This is a genomic window from Pseudomonas sp. 7P_10.2_Bac1 (assembly GCF_025465935.1).
GTDB lineage: Bacteria > Pseudomonadota > Gammaproteobacteria > Pseudomonadales > Pseudomonadaceae > Aquipseudomonas.
This window is the reverse complement of record NZ_JANLNV010000079.1, coordinates 61,780-81,018: the sequence shown is the minus strand read 5'-3', so window position 1 is coordinate 81,018 and position 19,239 is coordinate 61,780. Positions and strand designations below refer to the sequence as shown.

General features: G+C 58.0%; 17 protein-coding genes. 4 read left to right on the top strand and 13 right to left on the bottom strand.

Going from position 1 to position 19,239, the window contains the following annotated elements; translation table 11 throughout:
- Positions 1-55: 55 nt before the first annotated feature.
- The 3 genes from NTD86_RS16940 to NTD86_RS16930 all read right to left on the bottom strand — a co-directional run bounded on the left by NTD86_RS16940 (position 56) and on the right by NTD86_RS16930 (position 2,708).
- Entirely contained in the window at positions 56-793 is a 738-nt protein-coding gene (locus NTD86_RS16940) for an S-methyl-5'-thioinosine phosphorylase (protein ID WP_262203882.1), read from the bottom strand.
- 26 nt (positions 794-819) lie between these two features.
- A complete protein-coding gene (gene nagZ, locus NTD86_RS16935) occupies positions 820-1,830 on the bottom strand; it encodes a beta-N-acetylhexosaminidase (protein WP_262203880.1) in 1,011 nt (336 codons plus the stop codon).
- Between the two features lie 170 nt (positions 1,831-2,000).
- On the bottom strand, positions 2,001-2,708 hold the full coding sequence (locus NTD86_RS16930) for a TetR/AcrR family transcriptional regulator (protein ID WP_262203878.1): 708 nt from the start codon (positions 2,706-2,708) through the stop codon (positions 2,001-2,003).
- Between the two features lie 261 nt (positions 2,709-2,969).
- On the opposite strand from NTD86_RS16930, the gene lexA reads away from it, so the two are divergent.
- Both lexA and sulA read left to right on the top strand, forming a co-directional pair.
- Complete coding sequence (gene lexA, locus NTD86_RS16925; RefSeq protein WP_262203876.1) at positions 2,970-3,578, top strand: transcriptional repressor LexA; 609 nt, start codon at positions 2,970-2,972, stop codon at positions 3,576-3,578.
- Positions 3,579-3,589: 11 nt separating this feature from the next.
- Positions 3,590-4,063, top strand: a complete 474-nt coding sequence (gene sulA / locus NTD86_RS16920) for an SOS-induced cell division inhibitor SulA (RefSeq protein ID WP_262203875.1) — start codon at positions 3,590-3,592, stop codon at positions 4,061-4,063.
- Between the two features lie 75 nt (positions 4,064-4,138).
- Here the strand turns inward: sulA and NTD86_RS16915 are convergent, their stop codons facing one another.
- The 7 genes from NTD86_RS16915 to NTD86_RS16885 form a co-directional block, all read right to left on the bottom strand.
- Positions 4,139-4,372: a hypothetical protein gene (locus NTD86_RS16915; RefSeq protein ID WP_019408701.1), complete on the bottom strand. Its 234-nt coding sequence runs from the start codon at positions 4,370-4,372 to the stop codon at positions 4,139-4,141.
- 118 nt (positions 4,373-4,490) lie between these two features.
- Positions 4,491-5,012 carry a DUF6586 family protein gene (locus NTD86_RS16910; RefSeq protein WP_262203873.1) on the bottom strand — a complete coding sequence of 174 codons (522 nt, stop codon included), beginning with the start codon at positions 5,010-5,012 and terminating at the stop codon, positions 4,491-4,493.
- Between the two features lie 272 nt (positions 5,013-5,284).
- On the bottom strand, positions 5,285-7,912 hold the full coding sequence (gene topA, locus NTD86_RS16905; protein WP_262203871.1) for a type I DNA topoisomerase: 2,628 nt from the start codon (positions 7,910-7,912) through the stop codon (positions 5,285-5,287).
- A 114-nt stretch (positions 7,913-8,026) separates the two neighbouring features.
- Positions 8,027-8,263 (bottom strand): DUF1653 domain-containing protein, encoded by a 237-nt coding sequence (locus NTD86_RS16900; RefSeq protein WP_262203888.1) that lies wholly within the window; start codon positions 8,261-8,263, stop codon positions 8,027-8,029.
- Between the two features lie 83 nt (positions 8,264-8,346).
- Positions 8,347-9,522, bottom strand: a complete 1,176-nt coding sequence (fadA, locus tag NTD86_RS16895; RefSeq protein ID WP_262203870.1) for an acetyl-CoA C-acyltransferase FadA — start codon at positions 9,520-9,522, stop codon at positions 8,347-8,349.
- 27 nt (positions 9,523-9,549) lie between these two features.
- Complete coding sequence (gene fadB / locus NTD86_RS16890; protein ID WP_262203868.1) at positions 9,550-11,697, bottom strand: fatty acid oxidation complex subunit alpha FadB; 2,148 nt, start codon at positions 11,695-11,697, stop codon at positions 9,550-9,552.
- A 397-nt stretch (positions 11,698-12,094) separates the two neighbouring features.
- The gene (locus NTD86_RS16885; RefSeq protein ID WP_262203866.1) at positions 12,095-12,532 is read right to left on the bottom strand and encodes a hypothetical protein; all 438 of its coding nucleotides are present in this window, start codon (positions 12,530-12,532) and stop codon (positions 12,095-12,097) included.
- A gap of 116 nt (positions 12,533-12,648) precedes the next feature.
- Between NTD86_RS16885 and NTD86_RS16880 the strand changes: the two genes are divergently transcribed.
- Positions 12,649-13,089, top strand: a complete 441-nt coding sequence (locus tag NTD86_RS16880; RefSeq protein ID WP_262203886.1) for a universal stress protein — start codon at positions 12,649-12,651, stop codon at positions 13,087-13,089.
- 70 nt (positions 13,090-13,159) lie between these two features.
- Here NTD86_RS16880 and NTD86_RS16875 read toward each other — a convergent pair whose 3' ends face one another.
- Positions 13,160-15,076 carry an ATP-binding cassette domain-containing protein gene (locus NTD86_RS16875; RefSeq protein ID WP_262203864.1) on the bottom strand — a complete coding sequence of 639 codons (1,917 nt, stop codon included), beginning with the start codon at positions 15,074-15,076 and terminating at the stop codon, positions 13,160-13,162.
- 269 nt (positions 15,077-15,345) lie between these two features.
- Here NTD86_RS16875 and NTD86_RS16870 point away from each other — a divergent pair, with 269 nt between their 5' ends.
- Positions 15,346-17,274, top strand: a complete 1,929-nt coding sequence (locus tag NTD86_RS16870) for a transglycosylase SLT domain-containing protein (protein ID WP_262203862.1) — start codon at positions 15,346-15,348, stop codon at positions 17,272-17,274.
- Between the two features lie 99 nt (positions 17,275-17,373).
- On the opposite strand, the gene NTD86_RS16865 is transcribed toward NTD86_RS16870, so the two are convergent.
- Together NTD86_RS16865 and NTD86_RS16860 are read right to left on the bottom strand one after the other, a co-directional pair.
- On the bottom strand, positions 17,374-18,180 hold the full coding sequence (locus NTD86_RS16865; RefSeq protein WP_262203861.1) for an MOSC domain-containing protein: 807 nt from the start codon (positions 18,178-18,180) through the stop codon (positions 17,374-17,376).
- A 76-nt stretch (positions 18,181-18,256) separates the two neighbouring features.
- Entirely contained in the window at positions 18,257-19,192 is a 936-nt protein-coding gene (locus tag NTD86_RS16860) for a chemotaxis protein CheV (RefSeq protein WP_262203860.1), read from the bottom strand.
- Between the last annotated feature and the right edge of the window lie 47 nt (positions 19,193-19,239).

The window sequence follows — 19,239 nt, the reverse complement described above, 5'->3', positions numbered from 1 at the left end:
TTGATCTTGAAAGATCGCAGCCTGCGGCAATTCCTGAAGCGTTACCTGTGCCTCGTTAACCCGCCAGCACGCGCGCCAGGGTCGCTTTGACCTTGCCCATACCGTCGTGCAATGCCTGCTCGATTTCGGCCATGGTAATCACCGCCGTGGTCTTGCCCGCTGCCGGATTGACTACCAGCGCCAGACACGCGTAGTCCAGGTCCAGCTCGCGAGCCAACGCAGCTTCTGGCATGCCGGTCATACCCACAATGTCGCAGCCGTCGCGCTCAAGGCGGGCGATTTCCGCCACGGTTTCCAGGCGCGGACCTTGTGTTGCGGCATAAACACCGTGGGTGCTGTAGTAACACCCTTCGGCAGCCAGGGCGCTGATCAACTGCTGACGCAGGGATTCGGTGTAGGGGTAACTGAAATCAATGTGGGTCACGTGCTCCAGGTCACCGGCGAAATAGGTGTGTTCGCGCCCACTGGTGTAGTCGATCAACTGGTGCGGCACGCAGAAATGCCCGGTGCCCATCGCCATGTGAATCCCGCCCACCGCGTTCACCGCCAGAATCGCCTCGGCCCCAGCCTGTTTCAAGGCCCAAATATTGGCGCGGTAGTTCACCTGATGCGGCGGCACCCGGTGCGGGTGACCGTGACGGGCCAGAAACAGCACTTCACGACCGCCGAACTCACCTATCTGGATGTCAGCAGACGTGGGCCCGTAAGGTGTGTCCAGCGCCAGCGAGCGGCTGATGGTCAAACCCTCGAGTTGAGTCAGCCCCGTGCCACCAATAATTGCGTAAACCGTCATCGAACCTTGCCTCTTAAAAACTTGAGTTAATCAATCAAACCAGCATCTTTGAGGGCGCCTGTGGCCACTAGCCAGCGTGGGTCCTGCCGATAGTCCGTGCTGGCCCAGGCTTGCGTGCGCATGCGGGCAATACGCGCAGACGGCGTGACCTTCAAGCGCTGTGCTGCACTGAGGGCCAGTTCAGCTGCTGCCCGATCGTTGCACACCAGACCCATATCGCAACCCGCAGACAAGGCAGCCTCGATACGGCTGGCCGCATCGCCGACTACGTGCGCCCCGGCCATCGACAAGTCGTCACTGAAAATAACACCGTCAAATTGCAATTCACCGCGCAAAATATCCTGCAACCAGCGGCGGGAGAATCCGGCGGGCTGATTATCAACTTGCGGGTAGATCACATGCGCCGGCATCACGCCTGCCAAGTGCTTGCTCAAACGCGCAAAAGGCACCAGGTCATGGCTACGGATCTGCTCAAGACTGCGCTCATCCGTCGGGATGGCGACATGTGAATCAGCCTCTGCCCACCCGTGCCCCGGAAAATGCTTACCGGTCGCAGCCATCCCCGCATCGTTCATGCCGCGAATAAAGGCACCTGCCAGAAGCGCAGCACGCTCGGGGTCGCCTTCGAATGAGCGCGTGCCCACAACCGCACTGCGCTGGTAATCAAGGTCCAGCACCGGAGCAAAGCTCAAGTCCAACCCCACCGCCAGAACTTCGGTGGCCATGATCCAGCCACACTGTTCGGCCAGATACTGCGCGTCGGGCTTGTCAGCAATTGCCCGCATCGCCGGTAGACGCACAAAGCCCTGGCGCAAGCGCTGCACCCGGCCGCCTTCCTGATCGACGGCCAGCAGCAGGTCCGGGCGAATGGCGCGAATGGAAGCACTCAACTCACGCACCTGGCGCGGGTGCTCAATGTTGCGGGCGAAGATGATCAGGCCACCCACTTCAGGTTGGCGTAGCAAGTGGCGGTCTTCAGGCGTCAGCCAGGTACCGGCGACGTCTACCATCAAGGAACCTTGCAAGGCTGAACTCATGGGAAATCCTTAAAGAGAATGAGCGCTTATCCCCCGGCCCGCCTTAGCAGGCACAGCCGTGCACGCCGCAGACCAGAGAGCCTGCAGCGCAGAACGAGACGGGAATAAGTCAGGGCTGGGCATGGCGGCTAGCTTAGCGGAACAAAGCTGCCGCGCCCACCCGCAGGCGGTCAAACCTTGGCGGAGACCGGCGGCGTTTTAGTGCGCGGACGCAGTTGCGCGCTGGCCATCGCCGGGTCTGTGACCCCGCTCTCGGCACGCATGCCCGCTGCCAGGAAAGGCACCATCAGGCGCATCACCTGTTCGATGGAGGTGTTGACGCCAAAATCGGTTTCAGCGATGGCCCGCAAGGCCTTGATGCCCGACATGCTGAACGCCGCCGCACCCAGCATGAAGTGCACGCGCCAGAACAGCTCGATTGGCGGGATCTGCGGGGCCGCTTCATTAACCAGCAACATATAGCGGCGGAACACCTTGCCGTACATGTCCTCCAGGTAACGACGCAAGTGCCCTTGGCTCTGGCTGAACGCCAACCCCAACAAGCGCATGAAAATGGAGAGGTCATTGCCACTGCGCGGCTGAATCACCAGCGCCTGCTCAACCAGCATTTCCAACAGTTCTTCGAGGCTGGGACGAGGTTCAGACTTGGCTTGGCGGCGCTCCAGCTCACGATCGAGGTTGGCGCAAAACGGCCCCAGGAAACGCGAGAATACCGCCTGAATCAGCGCTTTCTTGGACCCAAAATGGTAATTGACCGCCGCCAGGTTGACCGAGGCTTTGCTGGTAATCAGCCGCAATGAAGTTTCAGCAAAACCTTTTTCCGCGAACAGCTGCTCCGCAGCATCAAGGATACGTTCAACGGTTTCCGACTGGGCCATGGCTACTCCGCCTGACAAAACATTTAAACACTTGTTTGAAACATACGTTTCGACTTGTAAAAAGTCAAGGTGACGTATTCGCTTTGCGACCGGGCGGTCTCGTATTTAACCACAGCCACGGCCGGCAAGGCTTTGCCTTATAAATGGCCTGGCACCCAAAGCCTTGATGACCGTCCAGCGGACGGCTGAAAATGGGTGATTGCCAATCAGCTATCACTGTATATAATCCCAGTCACTGTATAAAAAGACAGAGCGATCACCATGTTAAAACTGACGCCACGCCAAGCTGAGATCCTGGCCTTCATCAAGCGATGCCTGGATGACAACGGATACCCGCCCACCCGTGCCGAGATCGCACAGGAACTGGGCTTCAAGTCGCCGAACGCCGCGGAAGAACACCTCAAGGCCCTTGCACGCAAGGGCGCTATCGAAATGACTCCGGGCGCCTCGCGCGGGATTCGCATCCCTGGCTTTGAGGCCAAGGCCGACGAATCCACCCTGCCCATCATCGGCCGCGTCGCTGCCGGTGCGCCGATCCTGGCGCAAGAGCACGTCGAGGAATCCTGCAACATCAACCCGACGTTCTTCCATCCTCGCGCCGATTACCTGCTGCGGGTCCAGGGCATGAGCATGAAGGACGTCGGCATCTTCGATGGTGACCTCTTGGCTGTACACACCTGCCGCGAAGTCCGCAACGGCCAGATTGTCGTGGCTCGCATCGATGACGAAGTCACCGTAAAACGCTTCAAACGTGAAGGCAGCAAGGTCTGGCTAATCGCTGAAAACCCGGATTTCGAGCCCATTGAGGTCAATCTCAAAGAGCAGGAACTGGTTATCGAAGGCCTGAGCGTCGGCGTCATACGCCGCTAATAGGAGACGTCATGCAGTTCCCACACACACCGCTGCCAGCACAACTCCCCTTGTTCGAAGTGTTCATGGCACAACCCATGGCACCTGCGATCAAAGAAGTGCTCGATGCACCCTGGAGCGCCGAACCTGAAGTTTTCAGTGAGTTGTCACTGCGCGGTGCTGCCGGAAACTGCCTGAACCTGCTGGCTCCCATGCTTCGCGAACTCAGTGAGCAACAAGACGATCGCTGGTTGACCCTGATTGCACCGCCGGCCAGCCTGACTCAAAGCTGGCTGCGCGAGGCAGGCCTGAACCGCGAGCGCATCTTGCTGCTGCAACCCAACGGCAATAAAAGCGCCCTGCAACTCACGTGCGAGGCACTGCGCCTTGGCCGCAGCCATACCGTGGTCAGCTGGATCAACCCGCTAACGGCCGCTGCTCGCCAACAACTCAGCAGCGCAGCACGCACCGGCAACGGGCAAAGCCTTAATATTCGTTTGGGTTAAATCGTTGTAGCGATCGACACAGCGCTTGTGCCCTATGCACAAGCCTGTCAGCGCCATCTGCTGGCCTTGAGAGGCTTAGTGCAGAATGCGCGGCCCTTCATCTTTTTCAAGCTCGCCTTCGGCCAATCGGCCAGCCATCTGAACACCGACACTCAACATGGCTTTCGCCACCTCAACGTGTTGGCCTTGCAAAAAAGCCTTGGCATCTTCAGAAAAGTTGAGCGTCACCAAAGACCCCTCGTCTTCAGCCCGGCGCAACTCGATACGGCCGTCTGGCAATTCGACAATTTCTAGAAAGGACGTTGGCATATAGGTTTGTTCTCCACGAAAGCGCGGGATTATATCAGTCATCCTTTAATTTTTTTCCAGGTTCTGAGCCTGTTTCATTACGGACTGATGAATGACTGTACAGTTTTATCCGCGACCTTCAACACTCATTGAGTCCATCACGGAACCTGATGGCCAAGCCTTTGAGGTTTTGGCGCCACGTTTCCAGTGTCTCCCGGCTGAGCTCCTCAGGCGTTTCGTCTTCCAGATTGACCGCTTCAATCAAGGGCTGAAACACGTCTGCCTTGACCTTCTTTGGTGCTTGCAATGGCTGATACAACGCAGCGTGTACAGCGATCAACTGAGCCAGCCAACTGTGCGGTGCGTGCGCTAACTCCACCATTTCCGCCAATTCTGGAATGGCCACCGCTTCCAGGACTTGCGGGGTGAGCAACAGCTCAACGCGTGAAGCATTCGCCTGTGGCAGCCGATAAAAGCCAGCGATCTCATGACCCAGACCAAGCAAAGCGCCATACAGATGAAAAATGGCAGATTCACGCTCAGCCTGAACCAGCGCCTGGGCGTTCATGGCCCGCCCCTCGCTGGCTTTGTTCATGGCTTCAATCGCCAAACCGGCGAAATAAATTTTCTGATTGGTACGGGTATAGAGTTCGTGAGCCATGTAGAGGCGCTCCACAGCAAATAAGTGAGGGCAGGCCAGCAGTCTCAGGTATCAGGGCGTAAGGGTGCAAGGCCGCGATGAGAGGATTTTTCACGCACACACCCGCGGTATACCAAAGATCCCCGAGGTTGCCGCCTAGGAACGAAGGCTGCGATGAGTTGCTTAGCGACCTCCACCCAGGATCGACAGCCGCCCAACAAGGCCCTAACAACAAAAAACCGCGCAAGGCATGCAGCCCTTACGCGGTTTTAGGTGTAGCGGTCAGTTCGGTGTCAGGCGTCTTTTTCTTTACGCTTGTCTTCAACCTTCCAGCTACCGCCGTCGTAGAACGCACGCCAGCCTGTCGGCTTGCCATCGACTTCGGTCTGCACGTACTGCTCCTTGGTCTTGCGGCTGTAGCGAATCACCGCCGGACGGCCTTCCGGGTCTTTCTTCGGCGCGTCGCACAAGAAGTGATACTTGGCATCAATCTCGTGCTTGTGCGGGATGATTTCGATCACCAATGGCGCGCGGGTTTCACGGTTTTTCGGGAATTGACTCGCGGCCAGGAACAACCCCGAAGCGCCATCACGCAAGATATAGGTGTCATCGACCTTCTCGCACTTGAGCTCCGGCATTTTCACCGGATCCATTTTCGGTGGCGCCGCTTCACCGCTCTTCAGCAGTTTGCGAGTGTTTTTACACTCTGGGTTGGTACAGCCGAAGAACTTGCCGAAACGCCCTGTTTTAAGCTGCATCTCACTGCCGCACTTGTCGCACTCCAAGCTTGGCCCTTCATAGCCCTTGATGCGGTAGTTGCCTTCTTCGATCTCATACCCCACACAATCCGGGTTGTTACCGCAGATGTGCAGTTTGTGTTTCTCATCCAGCAGGTAGGCATCCATCGCCGTGCTGCAAATCGGGCAACGGTGTTTGCCCAACAGCACCAGCGATTCGGACTCACCCTCGTCATCCGCCGCGATTTCATCGCCCGGCACCAGGTTGACGGTGGCCTTGCAACGCTCTTTCGGCGGCAGGCTGTAACCCGAGCAACCCAGGAACACGCCTGTTGAGGCCGTACGAATCTGCATTGGACGCCCGCATTCCTTGCACGGAATATCGGTCATCACCGGCTGGTTGGCACGCATGCCGCCTTCCGGCGCCGCCGCGACTTCCAGCTTCTTCTTGAAGTCGCCGTAGAACTCGTCCAGCACGTTTTTCCAGTCGCGCTCACCTTGCGCCACATCGTCGAGGTTCTCTTCCATGCCGGCGGTGAAGCCGTAGTCCATGAGGTCAGAGAAACTCTCAGCCAGGCGCTCGGTAACGATGTCGCCCATTTTTTCGGAGTAGAAGCGCCGGTTATGCAGCGCCACATAACCACGGTCCTGGATGGTGCCGATGATCGCGGCGTAGGTCGAAGGACGACCAATACCGCGTTTTTCCATCTCTTTCACCAGACTGGCTTCGGAGTAACGCGCCGGCGGCTTGGTGAAGTGCTGGGTCGGGTCCAGATGGATCAGTTTCAGCGCATCACCCTGGGCCATGTCCGGCAGGACATCGTCATCGCCAGGCTTGGTGATCTGTGGCATCACCCGGGTATAGCCGTCGAACTTCAGAATGCGGCCCTTGGCACGCAGTTCGAAGTCACCTGCGGCCACGCTGACGGTGGTCGACAAGTATTTGGCCGGCAGCATCTGGCAGGCGACGAATTGACGCCAGATCAGTTCGTAAAGGCGCTCAGCGTCGCGCTCCATGCCCGAGAGCTTGCTCGGGTGCATATTCACGTCAGACGGACGAATCGCTTCGTGAGCCTCTTGTGCGCCCTCCTTGCTGCTGTACACGTTAGGCGTCGGCGGCAGATAGCTCTCGCCAAACTCGCTTTCGATGTAAGTGCGCGCCATCGCGACTGCATCAGCAGACAGGTTGGTGGAGTCAGTACGCATATACGTGATGTAGCCCGCTTCGTACAAACGCTGAGCCATCATCATGGTTTTCTTCACCCCGAAGCCCAGGCGGTTGCTCGCGGCCTGCTGCAGGGTGGAGGTGATAAACGGGGCCGACGGCTTGCTGCTGGTCGGTTTGTCTTCACGCTTGGCGATGGTGTAGCTGGAAGCCTTGAGCTTCTCCAGCGCTGCCATGGCCTGGGCTTCATTGAGCGGCTTGAAGGCCTCGCCGTTTTCGCGGGCCACATCAAAGCGCACTTTTGCACCCTTGGCGGTGCTCAAGTCAGCGTGAACTTCCCAGTACTCTTCGGGGTTGAACGCACGAATTTCACGCTCACGCTCAACCACCAGCTTCACGGCAACCGACTGCACACGACCGGCCGACAGCCCACGGGCAATCTTGGCCCACAGCAACGGCGAAACCATGTAGCCCACCACGCGGTCGAGGAAACGACGCGCCTGTTGTGCATTCACACGGTTGATATCCAGCTCACCCGGCTTGGAGAAGGCTTCCTGAATCGCCTTCTTGGTGATTTCGTTGAACACCACGCGCTTGTAGCGGCTGTCATCCCCACCGATGGCTTCGCGCAGGTGCCAGGCAATGGCTTCCCCCTCGCGATCCAAGTCGGTTGCGAGATAGATGGTGTCAGCATCCTTGGCGAGCCGACGCAGCTCTTCGATGACCTTTTCCTTGCCGGGAAGAATCTCGTACTTGGCTTTCCAGCCATGCTCGGGATCGACACCCATGCGCGAGATCAGCTGCTTTTGAGCCTTCTCTTTAGGCGACAGGGCCGGCGCTTCGCCCGCCGCTGCCTTGCCACGCTTGGCAGCAGGTTCTTTACTGGCGCTAGCCGAACCGCTGGTGGGCAGGTCTCGGATATGGCCGATACTCGACTTCACCACGTACTCGTTACCCAAGTACTTGTTGATGGTCTTGGCCTTAGCCGGGGATTCCACAATGACCAGCGATTTGCCCATGGATCAGAAAATTCCTGAATTCTAGAAGTGAAAGGCGGTGAGCGCCTGACGCGGCACCGCTATATATAGTGGCTGCAAGGTGAGGTCAAGCACAGGGTTCTGCGCGACCAGGCCTCATGACCGAGAAAAAAGGCTCGGTTCCGCCTTAATCAAGGCGAAACGCGGGACCTGCTCCCCTTCGACGATAACCGTCTCGAGAAACATGCTCAGCGGGCGAACCCAAAAGCCGTAATCGCCATACAGGGCTTGGTAAAACACCACATCCTCTTCGGTTTCAGAGTGGCGGGCCACATTGAATACCCGATATTGCGGGCCTTTGTAATGTTGATAGAGCCCAGGTTGTAGCGACATGTTGCGGCCCTCTGCAAAAAAAATAAAAAAAGCCCAAAACAAAAACCGGGGCACATGGCCCCGGCTTCCATCAACGCAACGCGTTAAACGCGCTCGAAGACAGTGGCAATGCCCTGGCCAAGACCAATGCACATGGTGGACAACCCGAAAGTGCCGCCATTTTGCTTCATTACATTGAGCAAAGTGCCGGAGATGCGAGCGCCCGAACAGCCAAATGGATGGCCCAGAGCAATTGCACCGCCGTGCAGGTTAACCTTCTCATCCATCTTGTCGAGTACTTTCAAATCTTTCAGCACCGGCAGGGCCTGTGCAGCGAAAGCTTCGTTAAGCTCAATGAAGTCGATATCGGCCATATTCAAGCCAGCACGCTTCAACGCTTTTTGCGTGGCTGGTACTGGACCATAGCCCATGATTGCCGGGTCCACACCTGCCAGTGCCATCGAACGAATCACAGCCAACGGTTCCAGACCCAAGTCCTTGGCGCGCTGGGCCGACATGACGATCATGCACGACGCACCGTCGGTGATCTGCGACGAAGTACCGGCAGTCACGGTGCCGCCCTTGGGGTTAAACGCTGGCTTCAAGGCTGCCAGGCTTTCCAGGGTGGTTTCCGGACGGATGGTCTCATCGTAATCGAAGACTTTCAGGAAGCCATTCTCGTCATACCCTTGCATCGGGATGATTTCGTCCTTGAACTTGCCTTCAATCGTTGCCTTGTGGGCCAACTGATGAGAACGCACGCCAAAGGCATCCTGTTGCTCACGGGTGATGCCGTGCATCTTGCCCAGCATTTCGGCAGTCAGGCCCATCATGCCCGAGGCTTTTGCCGCGTACAGCGACATGTGCGGGTTAGGGTCGACACCGTGCATCATGCTCACGTGGCCCATGTGCTCGACGCCGCCCACGACAAACACGTCACCGTTGCCGGTCATGATTGCTTGCGCAGCAGTATGCAGTGCGCTCATGGACGAGCCGCACAGACGGCTCACGGTTTGTGCCGCCGACGTGTGCGGGATCTGGGTCATCAGCGACGCCATGCGCGCGATGTTCCAGCCTTGCTCCAGGGTCTGGTTTACACAGCCCCAGATCACGTCTTCAACTTCAGCCGGGTCGACTTTGCTGTTGCGCTCCAGCACTTTGCTGATCAGGTGCGCAGACATGTCTTCAGCACGGGTGTTGCGGTGCATGCCACCCTTGGAGCGGCCCATCGGGGTGCGACCGAAGTCGACAATCACCACGTCTCTAGGATTCAAGCTCATAATTTCACTCTCACTCTAATGGGGCGCTTAACCGAAGAAGCTCTGACCGTTCTTGGCCATTTCGCGCAGCTTCGCAGTCGGGTGGTACAGCGCGCCCAGCTCAGCGTACTGATCAGCCAGGGCCACGAACTCTGCAACACCGATCGAGTCGATGTAGCGCAGCGCGCCGCCACGGAACAGTGGGAAGCCAATGCCATAGACCAGGCCCATATCGGCCTCGGCTGCGGTTTCAACGATGCCGTCTTCCAGGCAGCGCACGGTTTCCAGGCACAGCGGGATCATCATCCAGTTGATGATGTCTTCGTCGGTGACGTCGCGCTGTTCGTAGACAATCGGCTTGAGCACTTCAAGCACGCTCGAATCCACGACTTTCTTCTGCTTGCCCTTCTTGTCCGGCTCGTAGGCGTAGAAGCCCTTGCCGTTCTTCTGACCCAGGCGGTTGGCTTCGTACAGCGCATCCACCGCCGAACGACGGTCATCTTTCATGCGGTCCGGGAAGCCTTCAGCCATCACGTCACGGCCGTGGTGGCCGGTGTCGATACCGACCACGTCCATCAGGTAGGCAGGCCCCATCGGCCAACCGAATTTTTCCATCACTTTGTCGATGCGCACAAAGTCGACACCGGCACTGACCAACTTGGCGAAACCGCCGAAGTACGGGAACAGCACGCGGTTGACCAAAAAGCCCGGGCAGTCGTTGACCACGATCGGGTTCTTGCCCATTTTCTTGGCGTAGGCAACGGTGGTGGCAACGGCTTGCTCGCTCGACTTCTCGCCACGAATCACTTCAACCAGAGGCATCATGTGCACCGGGTTGAAGAAGTGCATGCCGACAAAGTTTTCCGGACGCTTGAGCGCCTTGGCCAGCAGGCTGATGGAAATGGTCGAGGTGTTGGAGGCCAGAATGGCATCTTCCTTGACGTGAGTTTCCACTTCAGCCAGTACCGCTTGCTTGACCTTCGGGTTTTCAACAACCGCTTCGACCACCAGGTCGACGTTGCCGAAATCACCGTAGGACAAGGTAGGACGAATACCGTTAAGCACTTCGGCCATTTTGGCCGGGGTCATGCGGCCTTTATCAACGCGGCCCACCAGCAGCTTGGCGGCTTCCGCCAGGCCTTGCTCGATGCCGTGCTCGTTGATGTCCTTCATCAGGATCGGCGTGCCTTTGGAGGCCGACTGATAGGCAATACCGCCACCCATGATGCCTGCGCCGAGTACGGCAGCCTGCTTCACGTCCTTGGCGATCTTGTCGTAGATCTTGGCTTTTTTCTTCAGTTCCTGATCGTTCAGGAACAAACCGATCAACGCGTTGGAAGCCGATGTCTTGGCCAGTTTGGCAAAACCTGCGGCTTCAACTTCCAGCGCCTTGTCGCGACCGAAGTTCGCAGCTTTCTGGATGGTCTTGATCGCTTCAACCGGCGCCGGGTAGTTCGGGCCAGCCTGACCTGCAACAAAACCCTTGGCGGTTTCGAAGGCCATCATTTGTTCAATTGCGTTCAACTTGAGTTTTTCAAGTTTCGGCTGACGCTTGGCCTTGTAGTCCAGCTCGCCGCTGATGGCGCGCTTGATGATGTCCAGTGCAGCGGTGGCCAGCTTGGCAGCAGGCACCACCACATCGACGACGCCGACTTTCAGCGCGTCTTCGGCACGGTTTTCCTTGCCCGAGGCGATCCACTCAACGGCGTTATCAACGCCAATCAGGCGTGGCAGACGCACGGTGCCGCCAAAGCCCGGGTAGATGCCCAGCTTGACTTCTGGCAGGCCGATCTTGGCGCTGTCAGCCATGACGCGGAAGTCCGCCGCCAGGCACATCTCCAGGCCGCCCCCCAACGCGATGCCATTGATCACGGCAACAGTCGGGACGTTGAGGTCTTCGAAATCACTGAAGATTTTGTTGGCTTCGAGGTTGCCCGCGATCAGCTCGGCATCCGGCAACTTGAAGTTTTCGACGAATTCGGTGATGTCAGCGCCGACGATGAAGACGTCTTTGGCACTGGAAACGATGACACCCTTGACCGAAGCATCTGCCTTGATCGCATCCACTGCCTGACGCAATTCGTTCAGGGTTAGACGGTTGAACTTGTTGACGGACTCACCCTTGAGATCGAACTTGAGTTCGACGATGCCACTTTCAAGAGCCGTAACCGTGATGGCTTTACCTTCGTAAATCATCAACTGATCTCCACGATATGGAAGCTGAACAGTACACGTCGGAAGCTAGCGTCTGGCTGTCACTGACCTTTGCGTCAATGCTATTGCCAATCCGCCAGGCACACCCGCCAACGCGATAGTCGGGGTTCTGCGAGCATCGTCTGACAAGACAAACACCCGATTCATACGCCCGTTTGATTTGGGTGTCGACACCTTCACGGAAAAGCCATCGATTGTCAATTGCCCAAAACGAGGATGACAAAACGACTCACCAGTCAGTTTCAAAACACCTGGAAGCGCGAACAACGATTGTAGTCGCTGACGAGGCACGAGGCGCCGAGACGAAGACCATCGGCTGGGGGTTGCCTCAAACCCCATCGCGGCCTTGGGTTTCGTCAGCGGCGAGCAGAAGAGCGGCTTACGCCAGCGCTTTAAGCACCTGGTCAATGGCCTGCAACACTTGTGGCTCGCCCTTCTCGCCCCAATACAACGCAATCATTTGCGGTCCAGCCTCAACTTTGTACACGTTCACAGGCAGCTTCTTGAACTGAGCCAACAAGCGCTCATCGACGCATTCTTCACGCCACTGATTGACCCATATTCCGGGCGCTGATTGCCAATAGCACCACACTTCAGGTTTAGTACCGCGACGCGGACGATGAAACTGCGCACATGAACCCGGCGGCTCAGGCTCAAGCCAGTGCGGCCATTCCTGGCTCGCCAGTTGCATTGCCAGCCCCATGCGCCGAGCTTCCATGCGCAATGCCATCCGACCACTCTGACGCTGCGAGGGTCGCAGCCATGCCAGAGGGCTCAGAACCAGCACCAGGATTGACACCACGATCCATACCGTCATATTTCTACTCTCATCACTTTTAAAACGAGTTGATCCCGATCCATAACACCCCCTTACAAACGGGCCATACTCACTACCAATCACCTTTTACAGGAACGCTTCACATGACCACGCCGATGCCCTACAAACATATTTTGGTTGCCGTCGACCTGACCGAAGAATGCGACCCCGTAATCTATCGCGCCAGCGCCAGTGCTGAAGCCAACCATGCCAAGCTGTCGCTTATCCATATCGTCGAACCGATGGCAATGGCCTTTGGTGGTGACGTTCCCATGGACCTGTCCCAGCTTCAACAACAACAATTCGACCAGGCCAAGACACGTCTTGAACGCCTGATCGACATGTACCCGCAGTTGACCCATGAAAACTGTCATTTGAAATATGGCCAGCCTCGTCAAGAAATTCACGGTTTTGCCAAAGAACACAACTGCGAACTGATCGTTGTTGGCAGCCATGGACGTCATGGTCTGGCGCTGCTGCTGGGTTCCACAGCCAACGACGTGCTGCACGGCGCACCGTGCGACGTTCTGGCCGTCAGCCTGAAAAAGCCCGAATAAGGCCTGCCACACAACAAAAAGCCCGGTCCCTGATTAAAGGGCCGGGCTTTTTATTTGATCAAGCTGTCACTCAGGCATCCAGCTCGGCCCAGCGCTCAACCAGTTGATCCAGCTCTGCTTGCAACTGCTCCAGCTTGGCGATCACCGCAGCGGTTTCAGCCGCTGGACGCTGGTAGAAACCCGCCTCGGCCATTTCGGCCTCAACGCCGGCAATCGCCTGCTCTTTGGCATCAATATCGCCCGGCAACGCTTCCAGCTCGCGCTGCAATTTGTAGCTGAGTTTCTTTTTAGCCGCAGGTGCAGGTTGTGCCGGGGCTGGGGCCGGCGCTGCGGTGACCACTGCCGAGTTCAAGTCGGCTTTGCCCGATTTACTCTCGGTGACGCCCAGCAGACGCGGCGAACCGCCCTGACGCAGCCAGTCCTGATAACCACCCACGTATTCACGCACTTTGCCTTCGCCTTCGAAGACCAGGGTGCTGGTGACCACGTTGTCGAGGAATGCCCGGTCGTGGCTGACCATCAGCACAGTGCCCTGGAAGGTCAGCAACACTTCTTCCAACAGCTCCAGGGTTTCCACGTCCAGGTCGTTGGTCGGCTCGTCGAGAACCAGCAGGTTGGCCGGTTTGCTGAACAGCTTGGCCAGCAGCAGCCGCGCGCGCTCACCACCTGACAACGCCTTGACCGGCGTGCGGGCACGCTGCGGGCTGAACAGGAAGTCCCCCAGGTAACTGAGGACGTGGCGGCTTTGGCCGTCGATATCAATAAAGTCGCGGCCTTCTGCGACGTTGTCGATCACGGTCTTTTCCAGGTCCAACTGGTGGCGCAACTGGTCGAAGTACGCAACGTCGATGCGCGTGCCCTCTTCCACCTTACCGGTGGTCGGTTGCAGACCACCCAGCATCAGCTTCAACAGAGTGGTCTTGCCGGTACCGTTAGCGCCCAGCAGACCAATGCGGTCGCCGCGCTGCAGGACCATCGAGAAGTCCTTGACCAGGAATGGGCCATCCGGGTGAGCGAAGCTCACGTTCTCCAGCACCATGACTTGCTTGCCGGACTTTTCAGCAGTTTCCAGCTGGATGTTGGCCTTGCCGGTGCGTTCACGACGCTCGCTGCGTTCGACGCGCAAGGCCTTCAAGGCACGGACACGGCCTTCGTTACGGGTACGACGGGCCTTGATGCCCTGACGAATCCATACTTCTTCCTGGGCCAGGCGCTTGTCGAACAGCGCGTTGGCGGTTTCTTCTGCCGCCAGCGTGGCTTCTTTGTGAACGAGGAAGCTGGCGTAGTCGCCGTTCCAGTCGATCAGGCCACCGCGGTCCAGTTCCAAAATCCGGGTCGCAAGATTCTGCAGGAAAGAACGGTCGTGGGTAATGAACAGCACTGCGCCCTGGAAGTCCTTCAAGGCTTCTTCCAGCCAGGCAATAGCGCCGATATCCAGGTGGTTGGTCGGTTCGTCGAGCAGCAGCAGATCTGGCTCGGACACCAATGCTTGTGCCAGCAGAACGCGTCGACGCCAGCCACCCGAAAGCTGCGCGAGGGTTTTGTCAGCCGGCAACTGCAAGCGGCTCAGGGTGCTGTCGACCAATTGCTGCAAGCGCCAGCCATCGCGGGCTTCAAGGTCTTGCTGGACGTGCATCAGTTTGTCCAGGTCGGCATCGGTAACGATGTTCTGGCTGAGGTGATGGTACTGGGCCAGCAATTCGCCGACACCGTCCAGACCTTCGGCCACCACGTCGAACACTGTCCGCCCGTCGGCTACCGGCAACTCTTGCGGCAATTCGCCAATCTTGAGCCCGGGTGCGCGCCAGACAGAGCCGTCGTCAGGCTTTTGATCACCTTTGACCAGCTTCATCATGCTGGACTTGCCGGTGCCGTTGCGGCCGATGATGCACACCCGCTCTCCACGGGCGATCTGCCAGGACACCTTGTCCAACAACGGCGTAGAGCCGAAAGCAAGGGACACATCGCTGAATTTGAGCAGGGTCATGAGCTTCTCCAAAAACTGGGCGCGCATTCTACCTGATTTGAGCCCGTAGGCGGCCGGGTATTTCTTGTACGGGCATGCGTGACATTCATTTATGGGCAAGTTGCACAGACTGGCAGCCAAGGCTTTCACGGGCCGCCGGCAAAAGGCTAAGCTAGGCTCTGTTTCTGTTTCATTACGAGCCGAAAGGCCCTGAAACGCCAACGTTTTTAAATACCTCCTGTGCAGTTTTGTGCTGCACGTGTCGCGTTTTCAATTTGTACGGAAGCCCCATGCGCAGTCGTCTTTTCAACTTTTTATCCTGCCTGCTGCTCACCACCTGCGCCGTGCAATCCACGCTGGCTGCAGACCTGACTCAACAACGTCAACTCTACGATGAAGCCAAGCGCGCCCTGGCCAAGGGTGACTCCGGCCCTTATTTTCAGAATGCTGCCGCCCTGCGCACCTATCCGCTGACGCCTTATCTGGCGTACGACGAGTTGACCGCACGGCTCAAATCGGCCAGCAACGCCGAGATCGAACAATTCCTGGCCGAACATGGCGACCTGCCACAGTCCAACTGGATGCGACTGCGCTGGTTGCGCTGGCTGGCCGAACGTGGCGATTGGGCCACTTTCGTCAAGTACTACGACCCCAAGCTCAATTTCACCGAACTTGATTGCCTCAATGGTCAATACCAGATCACGCACAACCTCAAGGCAGAAGGCTATGCCACGGCTGAAAAACTGTGGCTGGTCGGCAAGGCCCAGCCCACGGCCTGTGATGCGCTGTTCAGCCAATGGGCGGCAGAAGGCCAGTTGACCGAGCAAAAGCGCTGGCAGCGGGTCAAGCTGGCCGCTGAAGCGCGCAACTACGCACTGGCCACCTCACTGGCCAGCGGCCTGAGCACCCTGGGGCCGCAAGCCAAGCTGATGATTGCCGTAGCCCAGAAGCCCGACATGCTCAGCCAGCCGTCGATGTTCCTGCCCGCCAGTGAAGCCATGTCGGATGCCGTCGGCCTGGGGCTGCGTCGTCTTGCCCGCCAAGACCCGGAAAAAGCCGCGGCGCTGCTCGACACCTACGCCACCAACATGCATTTCTCCCGTGACGAAAAAGTCGCGATTGCCCGGGAAATCGGCCTGACGTTCGCCCGCCGCTATGACAGCCGCGGCCTGGACATCATGACCCAGTACGACCCGGAACTGCGTGACAACACTGTCACCGAGTGGCGCCTGCGCCTGTTGCTGCGCCTGGGTCGCTGGGAAGACGCATACCAATTGACCAAAAAGCTTCCCCAAGACCTTGCCTCCACCAACCGCTGGCGCTACTGGCAGGCCCGCAGCCTGGAACTGGCCGAGCCGAAAAACCCGCAAGCGCTGGTGCTGCTCAAAAATGTTGCCAAGGAGCGTGATTTCTACGGCTTCCTGGCCGCTGATCGCGCGCAAACCCCTTACAAACTCAACAACAAGCCGCTGGTGCTCAGCCAACAACTGATGAACAAAGTACGCAACACCCCGGGCATTCAGCGCGCGCTGGAGTTCCACGCGCGGGGCCAGGTCGTGGATGGTCGTCGCGAGTGGTACTACGTCAGCCGCCACTTCAACCGAGACGAAATGGTTGCCCAAGCCAAACTGGCTTACGACCTGAAGTGGTACTTCCCGGCCATTCGCACCATCAGCCAAGCGCAGTATTGGGACGATCTGGATATTCGTTTCCCGATGGCGCACCGCGATACCCTGGTGCGCGAAGCAAAGGTTCGCGGCCTGCACTCAAGCTGGGTATTCGCTATTACCCGTCAGGAAAGTGCCTTCATGGATGACGCACGTTCTGGTGTTGGCGCCAGCGGTTTGATGCAGTTGATGCCCGCCACCGCCAAAGAGACCGCGCGTAAATTCAGTATCCCGCTGGCCTCGCCTCAGCAAGTGCTGGACCCGGACAAAAACATCCAGTTGGGCGCCGCCTACCTCAGCCAGGTACACGGCCAGTTCAATGGCAACCGCGTGCTCGCCTCAGCAGCGTACAACGCAGGTCCGGGCCGGGTGCGGCAGTGGTTGAAAGGCGCGAACCATCTGGGCTTTGACGTGTGGATTGAAAGCATCCCGTTCGATGAAACCCGTCAATATGTGCAGAACGTGCTGTCTTATTCTGTGATCTACGGACAGAAACTCAATGTGCCGCAGCCCCTGGTGGACTGGCATGAGCGGTATTTTGATGATCAATAAATGACGAAATTGCTGTAGGAGTAAACTTGCCCCGCGAGCTTTTGAAAGAGTAAAAGATCGCGAGACAAGCTCGCTCCTACAGGGTCAGGGCGGGGCCGGTTATTCCAGAATGGTTACCGGCATGCCGACTTCCAGTACGCCCTCACCATCATTCACCAGATTTTGCCCAAACATCACGCCATCCGGCTGTTTGCGATAGTTCATCAATGTCGCCAGCGGTTCACGCTGGGCATCCCGTTCGCCGGTCTGCGGGTCGATCGTAGTCAGGATGCAGCGCGAACACGACTTCACCACTCGAAACTCCACCTCGCCAATACGAATGCGTTTCCAGCCATCTTCGGCAAACGCCTCGCTGCCTTCAATCACCAGATTGGGACGAAAGCGCAGCATCTCCATCGACCGCCCGACCTTGTCCGAAACGTCATCCAGCGACGCCTGCCCGATCAGCAGCAAGGGGTAGCCATCGGCGAACGCCACTTTGTCATCGTCGTGCCCATAGCCCGACTCGGTAGTGCGCGCACGTTCCTGTGGCATATGCACCAGTCGCACCGGTTTTCCCATAAAGCGGCTGAGCCACTGCGCCGCCTCATCACCCGCATCCGGCACGCGCAAGGTGTCACGCCAGACGGTAACCCCGCGCAAGTGCTGGTCCGGGGCTGGCACAGCCACCTCCAGTGGCGCAAACCCCTGCGCGCTCAAGGTCAGGCCGCCGCGGGCATTCCACAGGGCAGATAACTGGCTCATGACAGGGTCTGCACGCTGCGTCAGAAATCGCCCAGTGGCTTCGTCCACCACCATCCAGCGGCGATCGCCGACCAACCCCAAGGTGTCGAGCCGGGCGTGTAACAGGCTTTCACCCTTGCCGGATTTCAGCGGATAGCGATAAAGCGCACTTAAACGAAGCATGGGGCAGATCCCTGCAGGTTAAAAAAGCCACAGTATACGAGCCGTCAGTCCTGCACGGATCTCGATTCACACCGAATCAGGCAGGCGTCTGGTCCAGCATCAAGCGCTGGCGGACAACATCCACCAGTTTGTCGGGCTGAAACTTGGAAAGAAAATTGTCGCACCCCACCTTCTTGACCATCGATTCGTTAAAACTGCCGGACAAGGAGGTATGCAGCACCACATACAAACCGCGCAGCCGCGGATCGTTACGAATCTCCGTCGTCAAACGGTAACCATCCATCTCCGGCATTTCGGCGTCGGTGAACACCATCAGCAGCTTGTCCGTCATGGCATGCCCCGCATCAGCCCAATCCTTGAGCATGTTCAACGCCTTGAGACCATCACTGGCGATGTGCATCTTGATGCCCAACTGCGAGAGTGTTTCGTGCAACTGCGCCAGCGCCACACTGGAGTCATCGACCAGCAGCACTTCGCGGCCACGCGCTTGCTCAAGCACCGGATCGGCAAGTTTGTCGTGCGAGACCTGGGCGTTGTAAGGCACGATCTCGGCCAGTACCTTTTCCACGTCGATAATTTCCACCAAGTGCTCGTCGATCTTACTGATGGCGGTCAGGTAATGCTGACGCCCGGCGCTGCTCGGCGGCGGCAGGATGGCTTCCCAGTTCATGTTGACGATCCGGTCAACGCTGCCGACCAGAAACGCCTGAATCGAGCGGTTGTACTCGGTCACGATGATCGTGCTGTCAGGCCCTGGTACTACCGCACGCATGCCGATCGCCTGCGAGAGGTCGATCACGGGCAGGGTCTTACCGCGCAAATTGATAACCCCGCACACGTGCCGATGGCGGTGCGGCATCAGGGTCAGCTTGGGCAACTGCAGCACTTCTTGCACTTTGAACACGTTGATGGCGAACAACTGCCGCCCAGCGAGGCGAAACATAAGCAGTTCCAGTCGATTTTCACCAACCAACTGAGTCCGCTGGTCTACCGTGTCGAGAATGCCGGCCATAGATATTTCCTGGGCGTGGGTGCGAAAGGTCGAAGGGGCTGTTCCCG